Source organism: Phenylobacterium sp. (assembly GCF_016124325.1).
Classification (GTDB): domain Bacteria; phylum Pseudomonadota; class Alphaproteobacteria; order Caulobacterales; family Caulobacteraceae; genus Phenylobacterium.
This window is the reverse complement of sequence record NZ_WGNY01000023.1, coordinates 87,818-103,019: the sequence shown is the minus strand read 5'-3', so window position 1 is coordinate 103,019 and position 15,202 is coordinate 87,818. Positions and strand designations below refer to the sequence as shown.

Below are 15,202 nucleotides of genomic sequence, written 5' to 3'. Positions count from 1 at the left end.
TCCCCGGCTGCGGCCACAGGTCGCACTGCATGGTAAAGAGCGCGTTTACCCCGGCTAGCGCCGACTTAAGCAATTGATATTATTGTAATATATGTTCTGCAGGCCGGCTGTGGCCAGACGGCGCCGCGCGCCGCGCCCCTGGGGGTCGCGCACCGAATTCCCAGAATAAACCAATGGTTCAGGCCTCGGACTGAAATCGTTTGCTGCCGCGCAAAGGCGCAGGCGCTGGCGCCGCATGCAGGAGGCACGATTGAACCGCGCGTCGCCTCGGTCCGGGGTCGGAAGGAGCCCCTCGGTTCGATGAGCCTGTCCGAGGACACGCTCGCCAATCTCGCCTCGCGCATCCAGCTCAAGAAGGCGACGATCCTGCTGGTCGAGCCGACGGCGCAGGGCATGGACGTGCTGAGCCAGATCCTGATGGGCTTCGGCGCCAACCACTTCCTGCGGGCCAGCAGCTTCGAGGAGGCGCAGAAGGTGGTCGCCGACTCGCCGGTCGACCTGATCATCTGCGAGGCCACGCTGCAGCCGGAGGAGTCCGACGGCTACGACTTCGTGGACTGGCTGCGCCGCTCGAAGCTCCAGCCCAACGCCTTCGCCCCCGTCATCGTCATCACCTCCCACACGAACCGCCGGAACGTGGGCCGCGCGCGTGACTGCGGGGCGCACTTCGTGGTGACCAAGCCGCTGGCGCCGGCGGTCCTGCTGGACCGGATCATCTGGATCGCCCAGACCAACCGGCCGTTCGTGAGCTGCACGGCCTACGTCGGGCCCGAGCGGCGTTTCCAAAATCTTGGTCCTCCGGATGGCAATGGCCGTCGCGCGGACGACCTGTCCGCCGAAATCGGCGTCGCGACCGACCCCAACATGAGCCAGGACGAGATCGACAATCTGATGCAGCCGCGGAAGGTGTCATGAGCGCCGTCATCTACACGCGCCCCCCGAACCGCCTGGGCAAGCTCCTGGCCGCGCCGGGCGGCCGCAAGCTTTCGGACGCCGTCAGCGAGGCCCAGGCGAACCTCGATTCGATCCGCGACCAGGTCACGGGCGAGGTCGACGTGGCGCTGTCGCGGCTGCGCGAGAGCGTGGCGGCCGCCTCGATGGTCGACGGCGGCGCCGAAGCGCGCGCCGACGTCTACGCCCACGCGACGGCGATCGCGGGCCTGGCCGGCCTCTGCGGCCTCGGCCAACTGGGCCAGGTGGCCTACAATCTGTGCGAGCTCGCCGACTGCTATATCGAGCGCCAGGCGTGGAACTCCGCGGCCGTGGCGGCGCACCTCGACACCATGACCCTGCTGCGCATGGCGGGCCTGCCCGACGGCTCGCCGGAGGGCGTGGCCCTGCTGGAGGGCCTCAAGAGCCTGGTCCGGCGCGTCGACGCCAGCGCCGGCGGGCCGGGCCTCGACCAGGACGCCCCGCTCTGACGCCGCGCCGGGTGGCCCGACTCTTGAACGCAGGTCTCCCGAAGCCGCGCCGCTGAGCCCTTTTGGCACGGTCTTCGCGTACCAGACCTGGGCCGGGCGGCTTCTCTCCAGTCATCGCCCGGCCCTTTTCCTGTCCGGAGATGTTCGGCCTCTCGCGGGCCGGGCCTAGCCGTCGTCGAGGCTCGCGCCGATCGCCTGGAGCAGCGCGACGTTCTCCAGGTCGCGGTTGGTGCGCTCTTCCATGCTCGTGCCGTACGTCCGGCTGGCGGACAGCTTGACGATCACCGCGCCGCTGGGCGGGTCGACGAAGACCAGCTGGTTGTAGACCCCGATGGCGCTGAACGCGCCCCGGTCGCCGTTCGGCAGCCACCACTGATAGCCGTAGCCGAGGTCCAGCGGATGATCGGCGAGGATCGGCCGGCCCGGCTGCAGGTGGGGCGCGTCCGCGCGGACCGAGGCGCGGACCCAGGCCTCCGGGACGATCCGCCGACCGCCCCATCGTCCGCCGTTGCGGTAGAGCTCGCCCAGGCGCGCGAAGTCCCGGGCCGTCAGGTTCAGGCCGGCGAAGGCCATTTCCATGCCGGCGGCGTCGGTCAGCCAGTAGCTGTCGGCCTCGAAGCCCAGCGGCTCGCAGAGCTTCTCGTGCATGTAGTCGGCGAGGGACCGGCCGGTGGCGCGCACGAGCAGGGCGCCCAGGGCCTGGGTGTCGCCGGAATTGTAGCGGCAGACCGAGCCGGGGGGCGATTCCGGCGCCATGGTCGCCACGAAGGCGTCGAGCGTCGTCGCTCCTGTCATGGCCGCGGCGAGGCGGTGCACGTCCGAGCCCGGGTCGTTGTAGTCCTCGTTCCAGCGCGCGCCGGAGGACATCTGCAGCACGTGGCGGATGCTGACGCCGTCGTAGGCCGACCCGGCCTCCACCGGCACATAGTCGCTGATCGGCTGGTCGATCCCGCCGATCAGGCCTTCGTCCACGGCGATCCCCACCAGGGTCGAGACGAAGCTCTTGGCCACCGACCACGAGATCCATTGCACGTCGCGGCCGCCGGTCAGGGCGTAGCGCTCGAAGCGGACCACGCCGTCCTTGAGCACGAGCAGGGCGGCGGTGTCGGTCCCGGCCAGAGCGTCCTCGACCGAGCGCGTGGCGCCGTCGAACTCGAAGGTCGCGGGCAGGTCGATCCGCGGACCTTCAGGGAACGGGTGCGGCGCCTGCGAGCGCGCCATGCGCACGCTCGGCAGCAGGTCCTTGAGGCGGCAGAACGCCTCGTGCTGCGGCTCGCCCGTGAACAGGCGCAGGCCGCCGGCCGGCGGGGCGGGCTCGGCGCTCATGGCGTCACTCCTGACTGGAAGGGGGCGTCGGACCGCGCGGCCGTCAGCAACTCGCGGGCGAGGGCCCGCAGGCGTTCGGGGCTCGGGGGCGCCAGGCCCAGATGGCGGAAGAAGGCCGCGCCGAAGGCCATCGACACCGACGCGAAGACCCGGTCCTCGACCTCCGCCAATCGGTCCCCGCCGGGGGCGAGCAGGCCGACGATCTCGAAGATCATGCGGCGGTAGATGGCGGCCAGCCGCGCGCGCAGGGCCTCGTCGCGCAGCGACAGATGCCACAGCTCCATCGTCACCACATTGGTCGTCGCGTCCTCGAAGACGCGGGCCCACAGCAGGTCGAGCGTGGTTTCGAGGTCGCCGCCGCCGTCCATGGCCTTCAGGGCGTCGAGATGCGCCTCGCCGCGCTCCAGCAGTCGGTCGATCAGGGCGCCGACCATGTCGGCGCGGTTGCCGATGAAGTAGCGGACGAGGGGACGGGGCTGGCCGGCCGCTTCCGCCACGTCGGCAAGCGTCGTCTCGGCGAAACCCTTGCGGACGACGCAGGCCTCGAAGGCCGCGAGGATCGCCTCCCGCCGCGCCTCGCCCACCTTAGGTCTGACCACGGGCGTCCTCCGGATCTTAATTTGTCAGGAGTGACAAATTAGATATCCAGCAGGCGCCGTCAACACATTGCCGTCGGATCGGCCGCGGCGCGCCGTGCGCGGGCCGTCAGGCGATCCGCGTGCAGACCATTTCGTAGGTCGGTTCCGACCAGGTCTTGCCGCCGTCCCGCGAGCGCCTGGCGACCATGCGGAACGAATTGGGCTGGATGTCGAAGTAGCGCTCGCGGTTCAGGAACGCGCCGTCCGGGCCTTGCGAAGGCGTGTCGATGACGAATTCGCCATCGGCGAACGCGCCCTCGGATTCGGTCCAGCTGTTGGGGCCCGTGTAGAAGTTCCGGCCCACCCAGCGGCCTTTGTCCGGATCGTAGCTCCGCAGTTCGGCGCCGGTGGCGTACGGCCCCCGCCACTCCTGCATGACCGCCGATCCGTTGACGATCCAGCTGTTGTGCCAGCGCGCCTCATAGGCCAGGTCGCCGCCGGGCTGGTGCAGGACGATGGCGACGCGCCAGTCCCCGATCAGGAACTCGAGCTGCTTCAGTTCCGCCGGCGCCTTGGGGTTGCGGGCGCCGATGGGCGAGTCCGGATGGGGCTGAAACTGGATCGGCGGTGTCTGGGCGAAGCCGTGCGTCGAGATCAGCGCCGCCGCCGCCGCAACGACGAACAAGCCGGATTTCGTCTTCATGGACCGGTCTCCCCCTGATGGTTCGCACGGCCGGCTATAGGGCCGACGCGACAGGGGAGACGCGGCTTCGCTGCGGGCGGTCGGGAGCGTGCTGCGGGCGGAGCCTGCCTCCGCCCGCCCGCTTTCAACTCGAGGATCGGCCCTAGGCCTGTGCGAAAAGCGGCTCGCAGCCGGTGCCTTCGAGGAGCTGATCCACCCGTCTCCGATCGGAAGGCTCCAGCGCCGAATAGGCCGCGCGCAGCCAGCGCAGGCATTTGGCCTGGTACACGAACGGCTCCTGCACCCAGGGCTTGCCGTCGATCTCGCACGCCACCTGATCCGCGCCGCGCGCCACCGCGACGGCGTTGCCGACCATGAACGGCGCGTAGACGCGCCCGACCTCGCAAAGCAGATCCCGCAAGGTGGACGGGGGGCTGGCGAGGTCGATCCAATCGCCTTCGCTCACCTCCAGGCCGCTGACGTCCTCGAGCCGTTCGGTCCAGGCATAGGCGCGGGGGGAGACCTCCAGGGCGATCTGCGCCGGCGTGGGATCGGTGATCACCAGCATGGTCATCTGGCCGTAGCAGGCGAAGTCGCCCGCGCCCGGCCGGTGGCCGAGTAGATACGGCTGGTTCTGGATATGCGCCTCGAAGATCTCCAGATAGCGACGCCAGCTCTCCTCGATGACCGGCGCCGTGATCGGATTGGAGCCCACGACGCCGATCCGCGAAATCTGCCGTCGCGCGAAAGCGTTCTCGGCGTCCCGCCCCTCCTCGCGCGTCATCTGCATCGCCCGGGCATAGGGCAGGTAGGCGCTCGCCTTCCTGGTGTCGGGCGCATACGACCAGCGATAGTGGAACATGCACTTGCTCAGCCACTCATCGCCGTAGTCTTCGAGCAGCAGGTCGATGAGGCGCAGCGCCGGATCCGACGGGCGAAGCCGCCGCTCGGGAACGGTCCGCTCCAGATGGTCGAGGATCGGCGTGGTGTCCGACATCGCGGTCGCCGGCGCGCCGTCGGCCCCGGGCAAGACGAGGTAGGGCACGAGCGGCAAGGGCCGATCCGGCAGCGCGTTCGCCTCGACGCTTCCGGCCACGACGAAGTGGTAGGGGACGCGCCGGTAACGGAGCGCCGCGCGGAGCTTTCGCGTGTAGGGGGACGCGCCCACCCCGACCAGCTTGAGGGCCGCATCGTCCTCGGTCGCCCCTTCGTCAGGCCGCAGCATCCCCATCCCTTCACCTCGCAAGACTCGAACGAACCGTAATTCCGGTTCGCAAATATGGTCAAGGCGCGCGCCGTCGACCATGACCAGCTCGAAGGACTGACGGATGGGGCGGCGGAGGCGCCGGACTGTCGGGGGTTCAGGCCACAGTCTCCGTGCGGAGACGATTTCGCCTGACGCGCTGGCGGCCCGGGAGGGACTCGAACCCCCGACCTTGGCTTTAGGAAAGCCCTGCTCTATCCGGCTGAGCTACCGGGCCCGCGCCGGCGGGTGGTAGCGCATCGGCGCCTGCCCGCTCAAACGAAAACGCCCGGCCCCCGTCGTCGACGGGGCGCCGGGCGGTTCGGGTCGGAAAGCCGAACGGCTCAGGCGGCCGCGGCGGCCTTCACCAGCAGCGACTTGTTGAGCATGGCGATGGCGGCGTCGCGGTCGATCTGCTCGATCGCGGCGACTTCGCGGGCCATGCGGTCCAGGGCCGATTCGTAGAGCTGGCGCTCGGAATAGGACTGCTCGGGCTGGTTCTCGGCGCGGTGCAGGTCGCGCACCACTTCGGCGATCGAGATCAGGTCGCCCGAGTTGATCTTGGCTTCGTATTCCTGGGCGCGGCGCGACCACATGGTGCGCTTCACGCGGGCGCGGCCCTTGAGCGTGGTGAGCGCCTTGGTGACGACGCCGGTCTCGGCCAGCGAACGCAGGCCGGCGGTCTTGGCCTTGGCGGTGGGCACGCGCAGCGTCATCTTCTCGTGGTCGAAGGTGATGACGTAGACCTCAAGCTTCAGACCGGCGACTTCCTGGGTTTCGATCCCTTGCACCTGACCCACGCCGTGGGCCGGGTAGACGACGTGATCGCCGACCTGGAACTCCGTACCGCTCTTGCTCATCGAAACACCTTTCAATCCGTCCGCGTCGCCGCGGCACTCCTGCGCAGGCTCCCGAAAAAGGCGAAAGGCGATCCGTTCCGCGAAAGGGGCCGCGGCGGAAACGTCTCTCTGCTCGGGAACTGACCTCTTAAGACACCCTTCGCCCGCTCCGGCATGCCACCGGTCGGCTGTTCTCGTTTCACAGACCGACGCGGGCGAAGCCATTCGTGTCGTGTCGCTGACGACATTAACACAAAAACAAGCTGAAAGAAAGGGTTGGCCCCGCGCAGAGGGCCGGGGGGATGAAGCCCCTAGGACCCGCGGCCCGGCTTCTCGGAAAAGTACTTCTCGAACTTCCCGGTCTCGCGCTCGAAAGCTTCGGCGTCGGCGGGCGGTTCGCCCTTCACCGTGATGTTGGGCCAGACCTTCGAGTATTCGGCGTTGACCTTGAGCCACTTGCCGTCGGGGTCGTCCTCGGTGTCGGGCTTGATCGCGTCGACCGGGCACTCGGGTTCGCAGACGCCGCAGTCGATGCACTCGTCCGGGCTGATCGCCAGGAAGTTCTCGCCCTCGTAGAAGCAGTCGACGGGGCAGACCTCCACGCAATCCATGAACTTACATTTGATGCAGGGATCCATCACGATGTAGGTCATGGCAGGCGCAGAACTCCGGCAGCCTCATGGAAGGCGCGGGTTTTTCGCGGCGGCGCAGCATCTTGTCAATGCGACGCGCCGTCAGGATTTCTCCAAGCCCGGATAGACGCCGCCAGGCGGCTCAGCTTTCCCCCAGCGTCGAGTAGAGCGTCCGGGCCTCGGCGGGCGGGCCGCGGCGTTCGCCGAGCCCCTCGACGGTGACCGCGATCAGCCGGCCGCCGACGGCGAAGACGAGCTGGTCGCCGGGCTTCACGGGCCGGGCCGATTTGTCCAGGCGGCTCTCCTGGCCGGCGCGGGTCAGGCGTACGCGGCCTTCGTCGACGAATTTCGCCGCCAGGGTGCGAGTCTTGAAGAAGCGGGCGCGCCAGAGCCAGACGTCGGCGCGGCAGGAGGCCGCCTCGCTCACGCCTGGCGCGCCTTGGGCGGCCGCCGGCGACGGCGCCGCGCGGGCGCGGGCCGGTCCTTGAGTGCGGCCAGGGCGGCGAAGGGCGAGTGCGGCGCGGGCGCGGCGGCGGGCTTGGCCGCGCGCTCGGCCCGGCGGCGCCAGGGGGTCGGCTCGCCCTTGGCCGGCTTGCGCGCGGGCGTGAAGCCCAGCCCCCGCAGGATCGCCTGGGCGTCGTGGGCGCTCCAGCCCAGCTCTTCCAGCGCCTGGTCGGTCAAGAGCACGCCGCCGCCCTGGATCGGGCCGGCCCGGAGCAGCTCGTCCAGGCGTTCGAGCTGGAGCACGGGCGCGGCGTGGCGGCCCACCGCGCGCAGGCCATGGGCGGCCAGGACCCGCGGGGCGGGGGCGGGATGGGGCAGGGCGCTCACCGCCCCGGCGGGCGGGCGCCAGCCGCCGGCCTCGCGGCGGATCACGGCCTGGGCCAGCGCCATCGCCTCGGGCCGCAGCACGCCGGGCAGGAACAGCGAGAAGGCGCCGATCCGCACGCCGAGGGCGCGCAGCGCCCGCCGCTCGACCTGGCTCAGCGCGCGGGTCTCGGCCTGGACCTCGGCGCGGTCGACCACGCCGCCGGCCTCCAGCAGCCGGTAGGCCAGGCCGCGCGGCAGGCCGCGGACCTTGCCGTCGGCCACGGCGGCCTCCAGCCGGCGCAGCGGGGCGAGGCGGCGGCCGGCCTCGGCGGCGGCGAAGGCCTCCAGGCGCCGGGCGGCCCGTTCCCGGGCGGCCTCGTGGCCGATCTCGCCCAGCAGCCGCACCCGGGGCGCGAACAGCGACCCGCCGACGATCGTCCCGGCGACGTCGCCGCGCCAGGCGATGGTTCCGTCCGGCGACAGCGCGAAGGCCTCGTCGGGCTCGGCGGCGAGCCGGCCGAGGCGGCGCACGATCTCCGGCGCCACCGCCCGCTGGGCGGCCGCGCGCAGGGCCTTCTCCTCCAGCACCGAGGCCCCCTGGGCGGCCTCGAAGGCCACGCCCGAAAGCCGGCCGACGTAGTGGCCCTCCACCGTCACGGCGCCGTCGTCGGCGACGCCGGCCAGCATCTCCTCGCGCACGCGCAGGCCGCGCATCAGCGCGCTGGTCCGCCGGTCGACGAACCGGGCCATCAGCTTCTCGTGCAGGGTGTCGGAGAGCCGGTCTTCCAGCGCCCGCGTCTGGGCCTGCCAGGCCTGGGGGTCGGCCAGCCAGTCGGGGCGGTTGGCGACGTAGGCCAGGGTGCGCACGCTGGCGAGCCGCGTGGCGAGGGTGTCGATCTCGCCGTCGGTGCGGTTCAGGTGCTCGTACTGGCGCGATATCCAGTCGTCGCCGATCCGCCGGCGCCGCTCGGTGAGCTGGAGGAAGAAGGCCTTGGCCAGGCCGATGTGCTCGTCGGCGGCCTGCTTGCGGAAGTCGGGCGTCTGGCAGACGTCCCACAGGCGCATGAGGTTGGTGCGGTCGCGGACGCGGGCGGCGACGACCTCGTCCTCGGCCAGGGCCTTCAGCGTCGTCTCGTCCAGCGCTTCGGCCGCCTGCCTGAGGCCCTCGCGGTCGGGCGGCCGCGCCAGGCTCCACATCAGGGCCGGCAGGCTCGAGAAGTCGAGCTTGGCGTTGCGCCACTCGGCCCCGGCCACGGGCTCGAACTCATGGTTCTCCACGGCCTCGACGAGGTCGGGATCGAGGTCTTCCGCCTCGCCGGTGACGCCGAAGGTCCCGTTGGTCTGGTAGCGGCCGGCGCGCCCGGCGATCTGGCCGATCTCCTGCGGGTGGAGGTAGCGCGTGCGCTTGCCGTCGAACTTGCGCAGGCCCGCGAAGGCCACGTGGTCGACGTCCATGTTCAGGCCCATGCCGATGGCGTCGGTGGCCACCAGGAAGTCCACCTCGCCCGACTGGTAGAGCCCCACCTGGGCGTTGCGGGTGCGCGGGCTGAGCGAGCCCATCACCACGGCGGCGCCGCCGCGCTGGCGGCGGATCAGCTCGGCGATGGCGTAGACCTGGTCGGCCGAGAAGGCGACGACGGCCGAGCGCCGGGGCAGGCGGGTGACCTTCTTGGGGCCCGCATAGGTGAGCTGCGAGAAGCGGTCGCGCGACTGGATCTCGGCGTGGGGCAGCAGGCGGCGGACCAGCGGCGCCATGGTGGCCGCGCCCATCAGCATGGTCTCGCTCTTGCCGCGGGCGTGCAGCAGGCGGTGGGTGAAGACGTGGCCGCGCTCGGGGTCGGCGCAGAGCTGGATCTCGTCCACCGCCAGGAACTCGACCTCGACGCTGAGCGGCATCGCCTCGACGGTGCAGACGAAGTACTGCGGCCGGGGCGGGACGATCTTCTCCTCGCCGGTGATCAGTGCGACGCAGCGCGGACCCCGCGCCTTGACGATCCGGTCGTAGATCTCGCGCGCCAGCAGCCGCAGCGGCAGGCCGATCATGCCGGAGGCGTGCCCCAGCATGCGCTCCACCGCCAGGTGGGTCTTGCCGGTGTTGGTGGGCCCCAGCACCGCCACCAGCCGGGGCGGCGCCGCGCCCGTAGGGCGGTCGCTCATGACCTGAAGGTGGGACGCCGCGGGGAGTCGGGCAAGCGCCGCGGTCCGTCGGCCCTGCCCAAACGCCGTTCGCCGCATAGGAATTGCGCGGCGCGGGCCGGCCGCTAGGGTCACGCCCAATTTGAAGTCATTGGGGACACCCGAAGATGTACGCCAACCGTCGCCACGTCCTCCTGGGCGGGGCCGCCCTCGGGCTCGCAGCCGCCGCGCCCTTCGCCGCCATGGCCAAGCCGGTGGACGATCCGCGCCTGTCCGCCCTGCTCGACGCCTTCGTCGAGGAGATGCTGGCGCAGGACCCGGAGACCGCCACCAGCATCGGTCTCGACAAGGGGCCCCGCGCCGCGCTCAAGAGCCGCATGACCGACCGCTCCGCCGCGGGCCGGGCCAGCCAGATCGCCGCCTACGCCGACCGGGCCAAGCGGCTGCGGGCGATCCCGCGCGACGGGCTCTCCGGCCGCGACCTGACGACCTACGACACCGTGCTCTACGCCCAGGACATGGGCGCGGAGGGCGGCCGCTTCGCCTACGGCCGCGACAGCGCCAACCCCTACATCGTCACCCAGCAGGATGGCCTGGTGGTCAATGGCGGCGAATTCCTGAACGCCCAGCACCTGATCGAGACCAAGGCCGACGCCGAGGCCTATCTCGCCCGCCTGGAAGGCTACGCCGCCGGCCTCGACCAGGAGACGGCGCGGATGGCCGACGGGGCCGGGCGCGGGGTGATCCCGCCCGACTTCCTGCTGTCGACCGCCGTCGACCAGATCGCCGCCCTGCGCGGCCAGGCCGCCGGCGACACGCGGCTGGTGACGTCCGTGGCCGAACGGGCCAAGGCCAAGGGTCTGGGCGACTATGGGCCGCGCGCCACGGCCATCGTCGCCGACAAGGTGTTTCCGGCGCTCGACCGCCAGCTCGCCGCGGTCAAGGCCCTGCAGGCCAAGGCCACTTCGGACGCAGGCGTCTGGAAGTTCCCGGACGGGGCCGACTACTACCGCTGGGCGCTCAAGGTCGGCACCACGACGGAACGCACCGCCGCCGACATCCACCAGATGGGCCTCGACCAGGGCGCGGCCATCGACGCCGACATGGACCAGATCCTGCGCGCCCAGGGCTACACCCAGGGCTCGGTCGGCGAGCGCATGGGCGCGCTCACCAAGGACCCGAAGTTCCTCTATCCCGCGACCGACCAGGGGAAGGCCGACCTCATCGCCTACCTGAACGGCCGCATCGCCGCGATCCGGCCGTTCCTGCCCAAGCTGTCGAAGCTGGGGCTCAAGGCCCCGGTGGAGGTGCGCCCCGTGCCCAAGGAGATCGAGGCCGGCGCCGGGCTCGGCTACATGAACTTCGCCGCCCTCGATGGCTCGCGGCCGGCGATCTACTACGTGAACCTCCGCGATATGGCGAACTGGCCCAGGTACACGCTTTCGAGCCTGACCATGCACGAGGCGCTGCCCGGCCACGCCTGGCAGGGGGCGTACCTGGCGGAACGCCACGACGACATCCACACCATCTCGTCGCTGGTCTACTTCAACGCCTTCATCGAGGGCTGGGCGCTCTACGCCGAACAGCTCGCCGACGAGGTGGGGCTCTACAAGGACGACCCGTTCGGCCGGCTGGGCTACTGGCAGGCGCTTCGCTTCCGGGCCGCGCGCCTGGTGGTCGACACCGGCCTGCACGACAAGCGCTGGACCCGCGACCACGCGATCGAATGGATGACCGGCGTCACCGGCCGTTCGACGGCGGCGATCACCAGCGAGGTCGACCGCTATTGCGCCAGCCCGGGCCAGGCCTGCGGCTATAAGGTCGGCCACACCGAGATCGTGCGGCTCCGCGAGAAGGCGAAGGCGGCGCTGGGCCCGGCGTTCGACATCCGCGACTACAACGACGCCGTGGTGACCACCGGCGGGGCTCCGCTCACGGTGCTGGCCACGGTGATCGACCGCTACATCGCGGCCAAGGGCTAGAGGCCTTCCGGGCGAAGCGGGCCCGGTTCGCCCGGACGGACGGGCCCTGAGCCTTTGAAGGCTCTAGGCGCTCTTGGCGCGGGAGATCAGGCGGAAGCCGAGCGGGAGGAGGGCCTCGATGGCGTGGCTCTCCGACTCGCCGCCGGCGCCCACGCTCACCACCTCGCAGCCGGGGGCGGCGAACTCGAGGATCTTCTGCCGGCAGCCCCCGCATGGCCAGATGAAGCCGGGCAGCGACGAGGCGACCCAGATCCGCCGGATCGAGGTCTTGCCCTGGGTGACGGCGGCCGAGATCGCGCTGGCCTCGGCGCAGAGGCCTTCGGGGTAGGCGGCGTTCTCGACGTTGACGCCATAGTAGACGCCGCCGTCGGCAGTCTCGACGGCGGCGGCGACGTGCACGCCGGAATAGGGGGCGTGGCTATTGGCGAGAAGGCGTCTCAACTCGACGGCCACGCCGGCGGGAGTGATGGAGGTCATAGGGGGTACGCGTCCTGGAAGGTTCGACACGAGGCGAAGCTTAGGAGCCAGCCCGATGCCGCGTAACAGGCTGGAACCGAGCGTTAGCCGATCCGTACCTTTCCGCCACCCAAGAACTGATAGTCGGGCAGAAATAGGTTCTTCGGCGCGGGCCCTTTCCGGATGCGGCCCGAGGTGTCGTAGACCGAGCCGTGGCAGGGGCAGAACCAGCCGCCGTAGTCACCCTGGCCGAAGTTTGGCACGCAGCCCAGATGGGTGCAGACCCCGATCACGATGAGCCATTCGGCCATGCCGGGCTTGTGGCGGCTCTCGTCGGTGGCGGGGTCGCGCAGGTCGGCCGTGTCGTCCCGCACGGCTTCCTCGATCTCCTTCGGCGTGCGGTGGCGGATGAAGACGGGCTTGCCGCGCCATTTCACGACGATCTGCTGGCCCAGCTCCACCTTGTCGTAGTCGGTCTCGATCGACGCCATGGCCAGGGAGTCGGCGGCCGGGTTCATCTGGTCGATGAGCGGCCAGGCCAGGCCGCCCACCGCGCCCAGCGCCGCGGCGCCGGCGGCGATATGGATGAAATCGCGCCGCGTTTCGGTTTCGTGCGGCGTGGAAACGGGTACGTCGGTCAACTCGACCTCCAGTATCCCCCCGGATCGTTAACGGCCAAGCCCGGCCATAGTTCTCCAGAAAGCTCGTAACGCGAGCTTTTTTGAGGCGGTGAGGCCCTCTCCCCCCGCGCAGCGAGAGGGGAGAGGGTAGGGAGAGGGGCGGCTCGGGATCTACGCTTGCCAACCGGTCCAACCATGGCCAGCCGCGCTGTGCCACGAGCCGCTACCGTCGGCGCCTCCGGGGTTCTGGCTGAAGCGGGAGCGGTGGCGGGCCGCACCGCGCCGCCCCTCACCTGACCTCTCCCCTCTCGCTTCGCGTGGGGGAGAGGGAGGAGCTTCCAGCCGCGCACCCATCCCTCGCCGCGACGAGCAGCGTGACGGAAGCGCCTAGTCCAGCGTGCGCCGGTAGCGGGCCATGGCCAGCGCGGTCACCGCGCAGACGAAGGCGAGCAGGGCCAGGAGCTCGCGCCACTGGTCGCCCGGACCCTGGCCCTTCAGCAGGCTGCCGCGCACGACCCGCAGGAAGTGGGTCACCGGGATCGCTTCGCCGATCCACTGGGCCCAGGCCGGCATGCCGCGGAACGGGAACATGAAGCCCGACAGCAGGATCGACGGCAGGATGTAGAAGAAGCTCATCTGCATCGCCTGGAGCTGCGAACGCGCGACGGTGGAGATCAGGAAGCCCAGCGCCAGGGAGCCGGTGATGAAAAGGCCCACGCCGACCGTCATGCCCAGCCAGCCGCCCGCCATGGGCACGTGGAACAGGACGGCGGCCATCACCAGGATGATCGCCGTCTGGATCAGGCCGACCATCACATAGGGCGCGAGCTTGCCGACCATCACCTCGATCGGCTCCAGCGGCGTCGACAGCAGGGTTTCCATGGTGCCGCGCTCGGTCTCGCGGGTGACGCTGAGCGCGGTCATCATCACCAGGGTCAGCGACAGGATGATGCCCAGCAGGCCGGGGACGATGTTGTACGAGGTGATGGCCTCGGGGTTGTAGCGGCGGTGGACCACCACGTCGAACGGGGCGCTGGCCTGGCCACGGGCGGCGAGCGCGCCCTTCAGGTCGTGGGCCAGCGCCTGGTCGGGCAGGGCGGCCAGGGCGGCCACGGCGCCGCCGGTGGCCGAAGGGTCGGTGGCGTCGGCCTCGACCAGCACCTGCGGCTTGTCGCCCAGCGCCACCCGGCGGCTGAAGTCGCCCGGGATGGTCACGGCGAACTGCGCGTCGCCGCGCCGGATCATCAGGTCGAGGTCGGCGGGGCTGCGCACCTCGCCCACGAAATCGAAGTAGAGCGAGTTCTTCAGCGCCGCGGTGATCGCGCGCGCATAGCGGCTGTCCTCCTGTGACAGCACCGCGGTCGGCAGGTGGCGCGGCTCGGTGTTGATCGCATAGCCGAACAGGGTGAGCTGCACGACCGGGATCGCCAGCATCATGGCGTAGGTCAGCCGGTCGCGGGTGAGCTGCTTGAACTCCTTGATCAGCACCGCCAGCACGCGGGTCCACGACAGGCCGGTCATTGGATGTTGTCCCGGCTGCGGTCCATGAGCTGGATGAACACGTCCTCCAGCGTGGGCGCCGCCTCGGTCCAGGCGTAGCCCTGGCCGCGATAGGGCGCGATCGCCGCCTCCAGGGCCGCGCGGTCCTCGCCGCTGACGTGGATCGAGGCGCCGAAGGCGGCCGCGGTCTCCACGCCCGGCGCCTTGGCCAGTTCGTGCGCCAGCCGGTCGGCGTTGGGGCCCTCGCCGTGGAAGGTCACCAGCCCCGAGTTGGCGATCACCTCCTCGGCCGTGCCGCGGGCGATCAGCCGGCCGTAGCTGATGTAGGCGATCTCGTGGCAGCGCTCGGCCTCGTCCATGTAGTGGGTCGAGACCAGCACGGTCAGGCCCTCGGCGGAGAGCGTGTGGATCTCGTCCCAGAAGGTGCGCCGCGCCTTGGGGTCGACGCCGGCGGTGGGCTCGTCCAGCAACAGCAGGCGCGGCTCGTGCAGGGTGGCGGTGGCCAGCGCCAGGCGCTGCTTCCAGCCGCCCGACAGCGTGCCGGCGAGCTGGCCGCGCCGCGAGGTCAGGCCCAGCCGCTCCAGCGCCTTTTCGACCCGCTCGCGGCGGCGGTCGAGGCCATAGACGCGGGCCGTGAACTGCAGGTTCTCGGCGATGGTGAGGTCCTCGTAGAGCGAGAACTTCTGGGTCATGTAGCCGGTGCGCAGCTTCACCTGCTCGGCCTGGGCGATGATGTCGTAGCCCAGCGCCTGCCCCGAGCCGGAGTCGGGGGTGAGCAGACCGCAGAGCATCCGCAGCGTGGTGGTCTTGCCCGAGCCGTTGGGGCCCAGGAAGCCGCAGATGCGCCCCTGGGCCACCTGGATGCTGACGTCCTGCACCACGTGCTTGTCGCCGAAGCTCTTGTTCAGGCCGTGGACGTCGATGGCGAGGGTCATCGTCCTCTCCCCCCGTGAGCGCAGCGAACGGAGAGGGAGAGG

The 15,202-nt window shown here is 70.6% G+C and carries 15 protein-coding genes and 1 tRNA gene; 3 read left to right on the top strand and 13 right to left on the bottom strand.

Annotated features, from left to right (window positions below; all coding sequences use genetic code 11):
• Nucleotides 1-300 precede the first annotated feature (300 nt).
• A complete protein-coding gene (locus GC203_RS14710) occupies nt 301-915 on the top strand; it encodes a response regulator (RefSeq protein WP_293455846.1) in 615 nt (204 codons plus the stop codon).
• Nucleotides 912-1,421: a hypothetical protein gene (locus GC203_RS14705; RefSeq protein ID WP_293455844.1), complete on the top strand. Its 510-nt coding sequence runs from the start codon at nt 912-914 to the stop codon at nt 1,419-1,421. Before GC203_RS14710 ends, GC203_RS14705 begins: the two co-directional genes overlap by 4 nt.
• A 165-nt stretch (nt 1,422-1,586) precedes the next feature.
• On the opposite strand, the gene GC203_RS14700 is transcribed toward GC203_RS14705, so the two are convergent.
• The 9 genes from GC203_RS14700 to GC203_RS14660 all read right to left on the bottom strand — a co-directional run bounded on the left by GC203_RS14700 (nt 1,587) and on the right by GC203_RS14660 (nt 9,688).
• A complete protein-coding gene (locus GC203_RS14700) occupies nt 1,587-2,747 on the bottom strand; it encodes a serine hydrolase domain-containing protein (protein WP_293455842.1) in 1,161 nt (386 codons plus the stop codon).
• Entirely contained in the window at nt 2,744-3,346 is a 603-nt protein-coding gene (locus GC203_RS14695; protein ID WP_293455840.1) for a TetR/AcrR family transcriptional regulator, read from the bottom strand. The genes GC203_RS14700 and GC203_RS14695 overlap by 4 nt, the downstream gene beginning before the upstream one ends.
• Nucleotides 3,347-3,452: 106 nt before the next feature.
• A complete protein-coding gene (locus GC203_RS14690; RefSeq protein ID WP_293455837.1) occupies nt 3,453-4,028 on the bottom strand; it encodes a hypothetical protein in 576 nt (191 codons plus the stop codon).
• A gap of 142 nt (nt 4,029-4,170) precedes the next feature.
• The gene (locus GC203_RS14685; protein ID WP_293455834.1) at nt 4,171-5,313 is read right to left on the bottom strand and encodes a glutathione S-transferase family protein; all 1,143 of its coding nucleotides are present in this window, start codon (nt 5,311-5,313) and stop codon (nt 4,171-4,173) included.
• A gap of 98 nt (nt 5,314-5,411) precedes the next feature.
• A tRNA-Arg gene (locus GC203_RS14680) sits at nt 5,412-5,488 on the bottom strand.
• Between the two features lie 106 nt (nt 5,489-5,594).
• Nucleotides 5,595-6,110 carry a CarD family transcriptional regulator gene (locus GC203_RS14675; protein ID WP_293455831.1) on the bottom strand — a complete coding sequence of 172 codons (516 nt, stop codon included), beginning with the start codon at nt 6,108-6,110 and terminating at the stop codon, nt 5,595-5,597.
• Nucleotides 6,111-6,400: 290 nt separating this feature from the next.
• Nucleotides 6,401-6,742 carry a ferredoxin FdxA gene (gene fdxA / locus GC203_RS14670; protein ID WP_293455829.1) on the bottom strand — a complete coding sequence of 114 codons (342 nt, stop codon included), beginning with the start codon at nt 6,740-6,742 and terminating at the stop codon, nt 6,401-6,403.
• Nucleotides 6,743-6,863: 121 nt separating this feature from the next.
• Entirely contained in the window at nt 6,864-7,148 is a 285-nt protein-coding gene (locus tag GC203_RS14665) for an RNA-binding S4 domain-containing protein (RefSeq protein ID WP_293455826.1), read from the bottom strand.
• Complete coding sequence (locus tag GC203_RS14660; RefSeq protein ID WP_293455823.1) at nt 7,145-9,688, bottom strand: helicase-related protein; 2,544 nt, start codon at nt 9,686-9,688, stop codon at nt 7,145-7,147. Before GC203_RS14660 ends, GC203_RS14665 begins: the two co-directional genes overlap by 4 nt.
• 146 nt (nt 9,689-9,834) lie before the next feature.
• Here GC203_RS14660 and GC203_RS14655 point away from each other — a divergent pair, with 146 nt between their 5' ends.
• Nucleotides 9,835-11,649: a DUF885 family protein gene (locus tag GC203_RS14655; protein ID WP_293455820.1), complete on the top strand. Its 1,815-nt coding sequence runs from the start codon at nt 9,835-9,837 to the stop codon at nt 11,647-11,649.
• Between the two features lie 63 nt (nt 11,650-11,712).
• Here the strand turns inward: GC203_RS14655 and cdd are convergent, their stop codons facing one another.
• The 4 genes from cdd to GC203_RS14635 all read right to left on the bottom strand — a co-directional run bounded on the left by cdd (nt 11,713) and on the right by GC203_RS14635 (nt 15,160).
• Nucleotides 11,713-12,126, bottom strand: a complete 414-nt coding sequence (cdd, locus tag GC203_RS14650; protein WP_293455818.1) for a cytidine deaminase — start codon at nt 12,124-12,126, stop codon at nt 11,713-11,715.
• 83 nt (nt 12,127-12,209) lie between these two features.
• Nucleotides 12,210-12,746, bottom strand: a complete 537-nt coding sequence (petA, locus tag GC203_RS14645) for a ubiquinol-cytochrome c reductase iron-sulfur subunit (protein ID WP_293455816.1) — start codon at nt 12,744-12,746, stop codon at nt 12,210-12,212.
• Nucleotides 12,747-13,112: 366 nt separating this feature from the next.
• Nucleotides 13,113-14,246 (bottom strand): ABC transporter permease, encoded by a 1,134-nt coding sequence (locus GC203_RS14640; protein ID WP_293455814.1) that lies wholly within the window; start codon nt 14,244-14,246, stop codon nt 13,113-13,115.
• A complete protein-coding gene (locus GC203_RS14635) occupies nt 14,243-15,160 on the bottom strand; it encodes an ABC transporter ATP-binding protein (RefSeq protein ID WP_293455811.1) in 918 nt (305 codons plus the stop codon). The genes GC203_RS14640 and GC203_RS14635 overlap by 4 nt, the downstream gene beginning before the upstream one ends.
• Nucleotides 15,161-15,202: the final 42 nt, after the last annotated feature.

What these genes read in the sequence shown, in the direction of transcription:
- GC203_RS14710 (WP_293455846.1), top strand. Translation starts at nt 301, where the DNA reads ATGAGCCTGTCCGAGGACACGCTCGCCAATCTCGCCTCGCGCATCCAG.
- GC203_RS14705 (WP_293455844.1), top strand. Translation starts at nt 912, where the DNA reads ATGAGCGCCGTCATCTACACGCGCCCCCCGAACCGCCTGGGCAAGCTC.
- GC203_RS14700 (WP_293455842.1), bottom strand. Translation starts at nt 2,747, where the DNA reads ATGAGCGCCGAGCCCGCCCCGCCGGCCGGCGGCCTGCGCCTGTTCACG.
- GC203_RS14690 (WP_293455837.1), bottom strand. Translation starts at nt 4,028, where the DNA reads ATGAAGACGAAATCCGGCTTGTTCGTCGTTGCGGCGGCGGCGGCGCTG.
- GC203_RS14685 (WP_293455834.1), bottom strand. Translation starts at nt 5,313, where the DNA reads ATGGTCGACGGCGCGCGCCTTGACCATATTTGCGAACCGGAATTACGG.
- GC203_RS14675 (WP_293455831.1), bottom strand. Translation starts at nt 6,110, where the DNA reads ATGAGCAAGAGCGGTACGGAGTTCCAGGTCGGCGATCACGTCGTCTAC.
- fdxA (WP_293455829.1), bottom strand. Translation starts at nt 6,742, where the DNA reads ATGACCTACATCGTGATGGATCCCTGCATCAAATGTAAGTTCATGGAT.
- GC203_RS14660 (WP_293455823.1), bottom strand. Translation starts at nt 9,688, where the DNA reads ATGAGCGACCGCCCTACGGGCGCGGCGCCGCCCCGGCTGGTGGCGGTG.
- GC203_RS14655 (WP_293455820.1), top strand. Translation starts at nt 9,835, where the DNA reads ATGTACGCCAACCGTCGCCACGTCCTCCTGGGCGGGGCCGCCCTCGGG.
- cdd (WP_293455818.1), bottom strand. Translation starts at nt 12,126, where the DNA reads ATGACCTCCATCACTCCCGCCGGCGTGGCCGTCGAGTTGAGACGCCTT.
- GC203_RS14640 (WP_293455814.1), bottom strand. Translation starts at nt 14,246, where the DNA reads ATGACCGGCCTGTCGTGGACCCGCGTGCTGGCGGTGCTGATCAAGGAG.
- GC203_RS14635 (WP_293455811.1), bottom strand. Translation starts at nt 15,160, where the DNA reads ATGACCCTCGCCATCGACGTCCACGGCCTGAACAAGAGCTTCGGCGAC.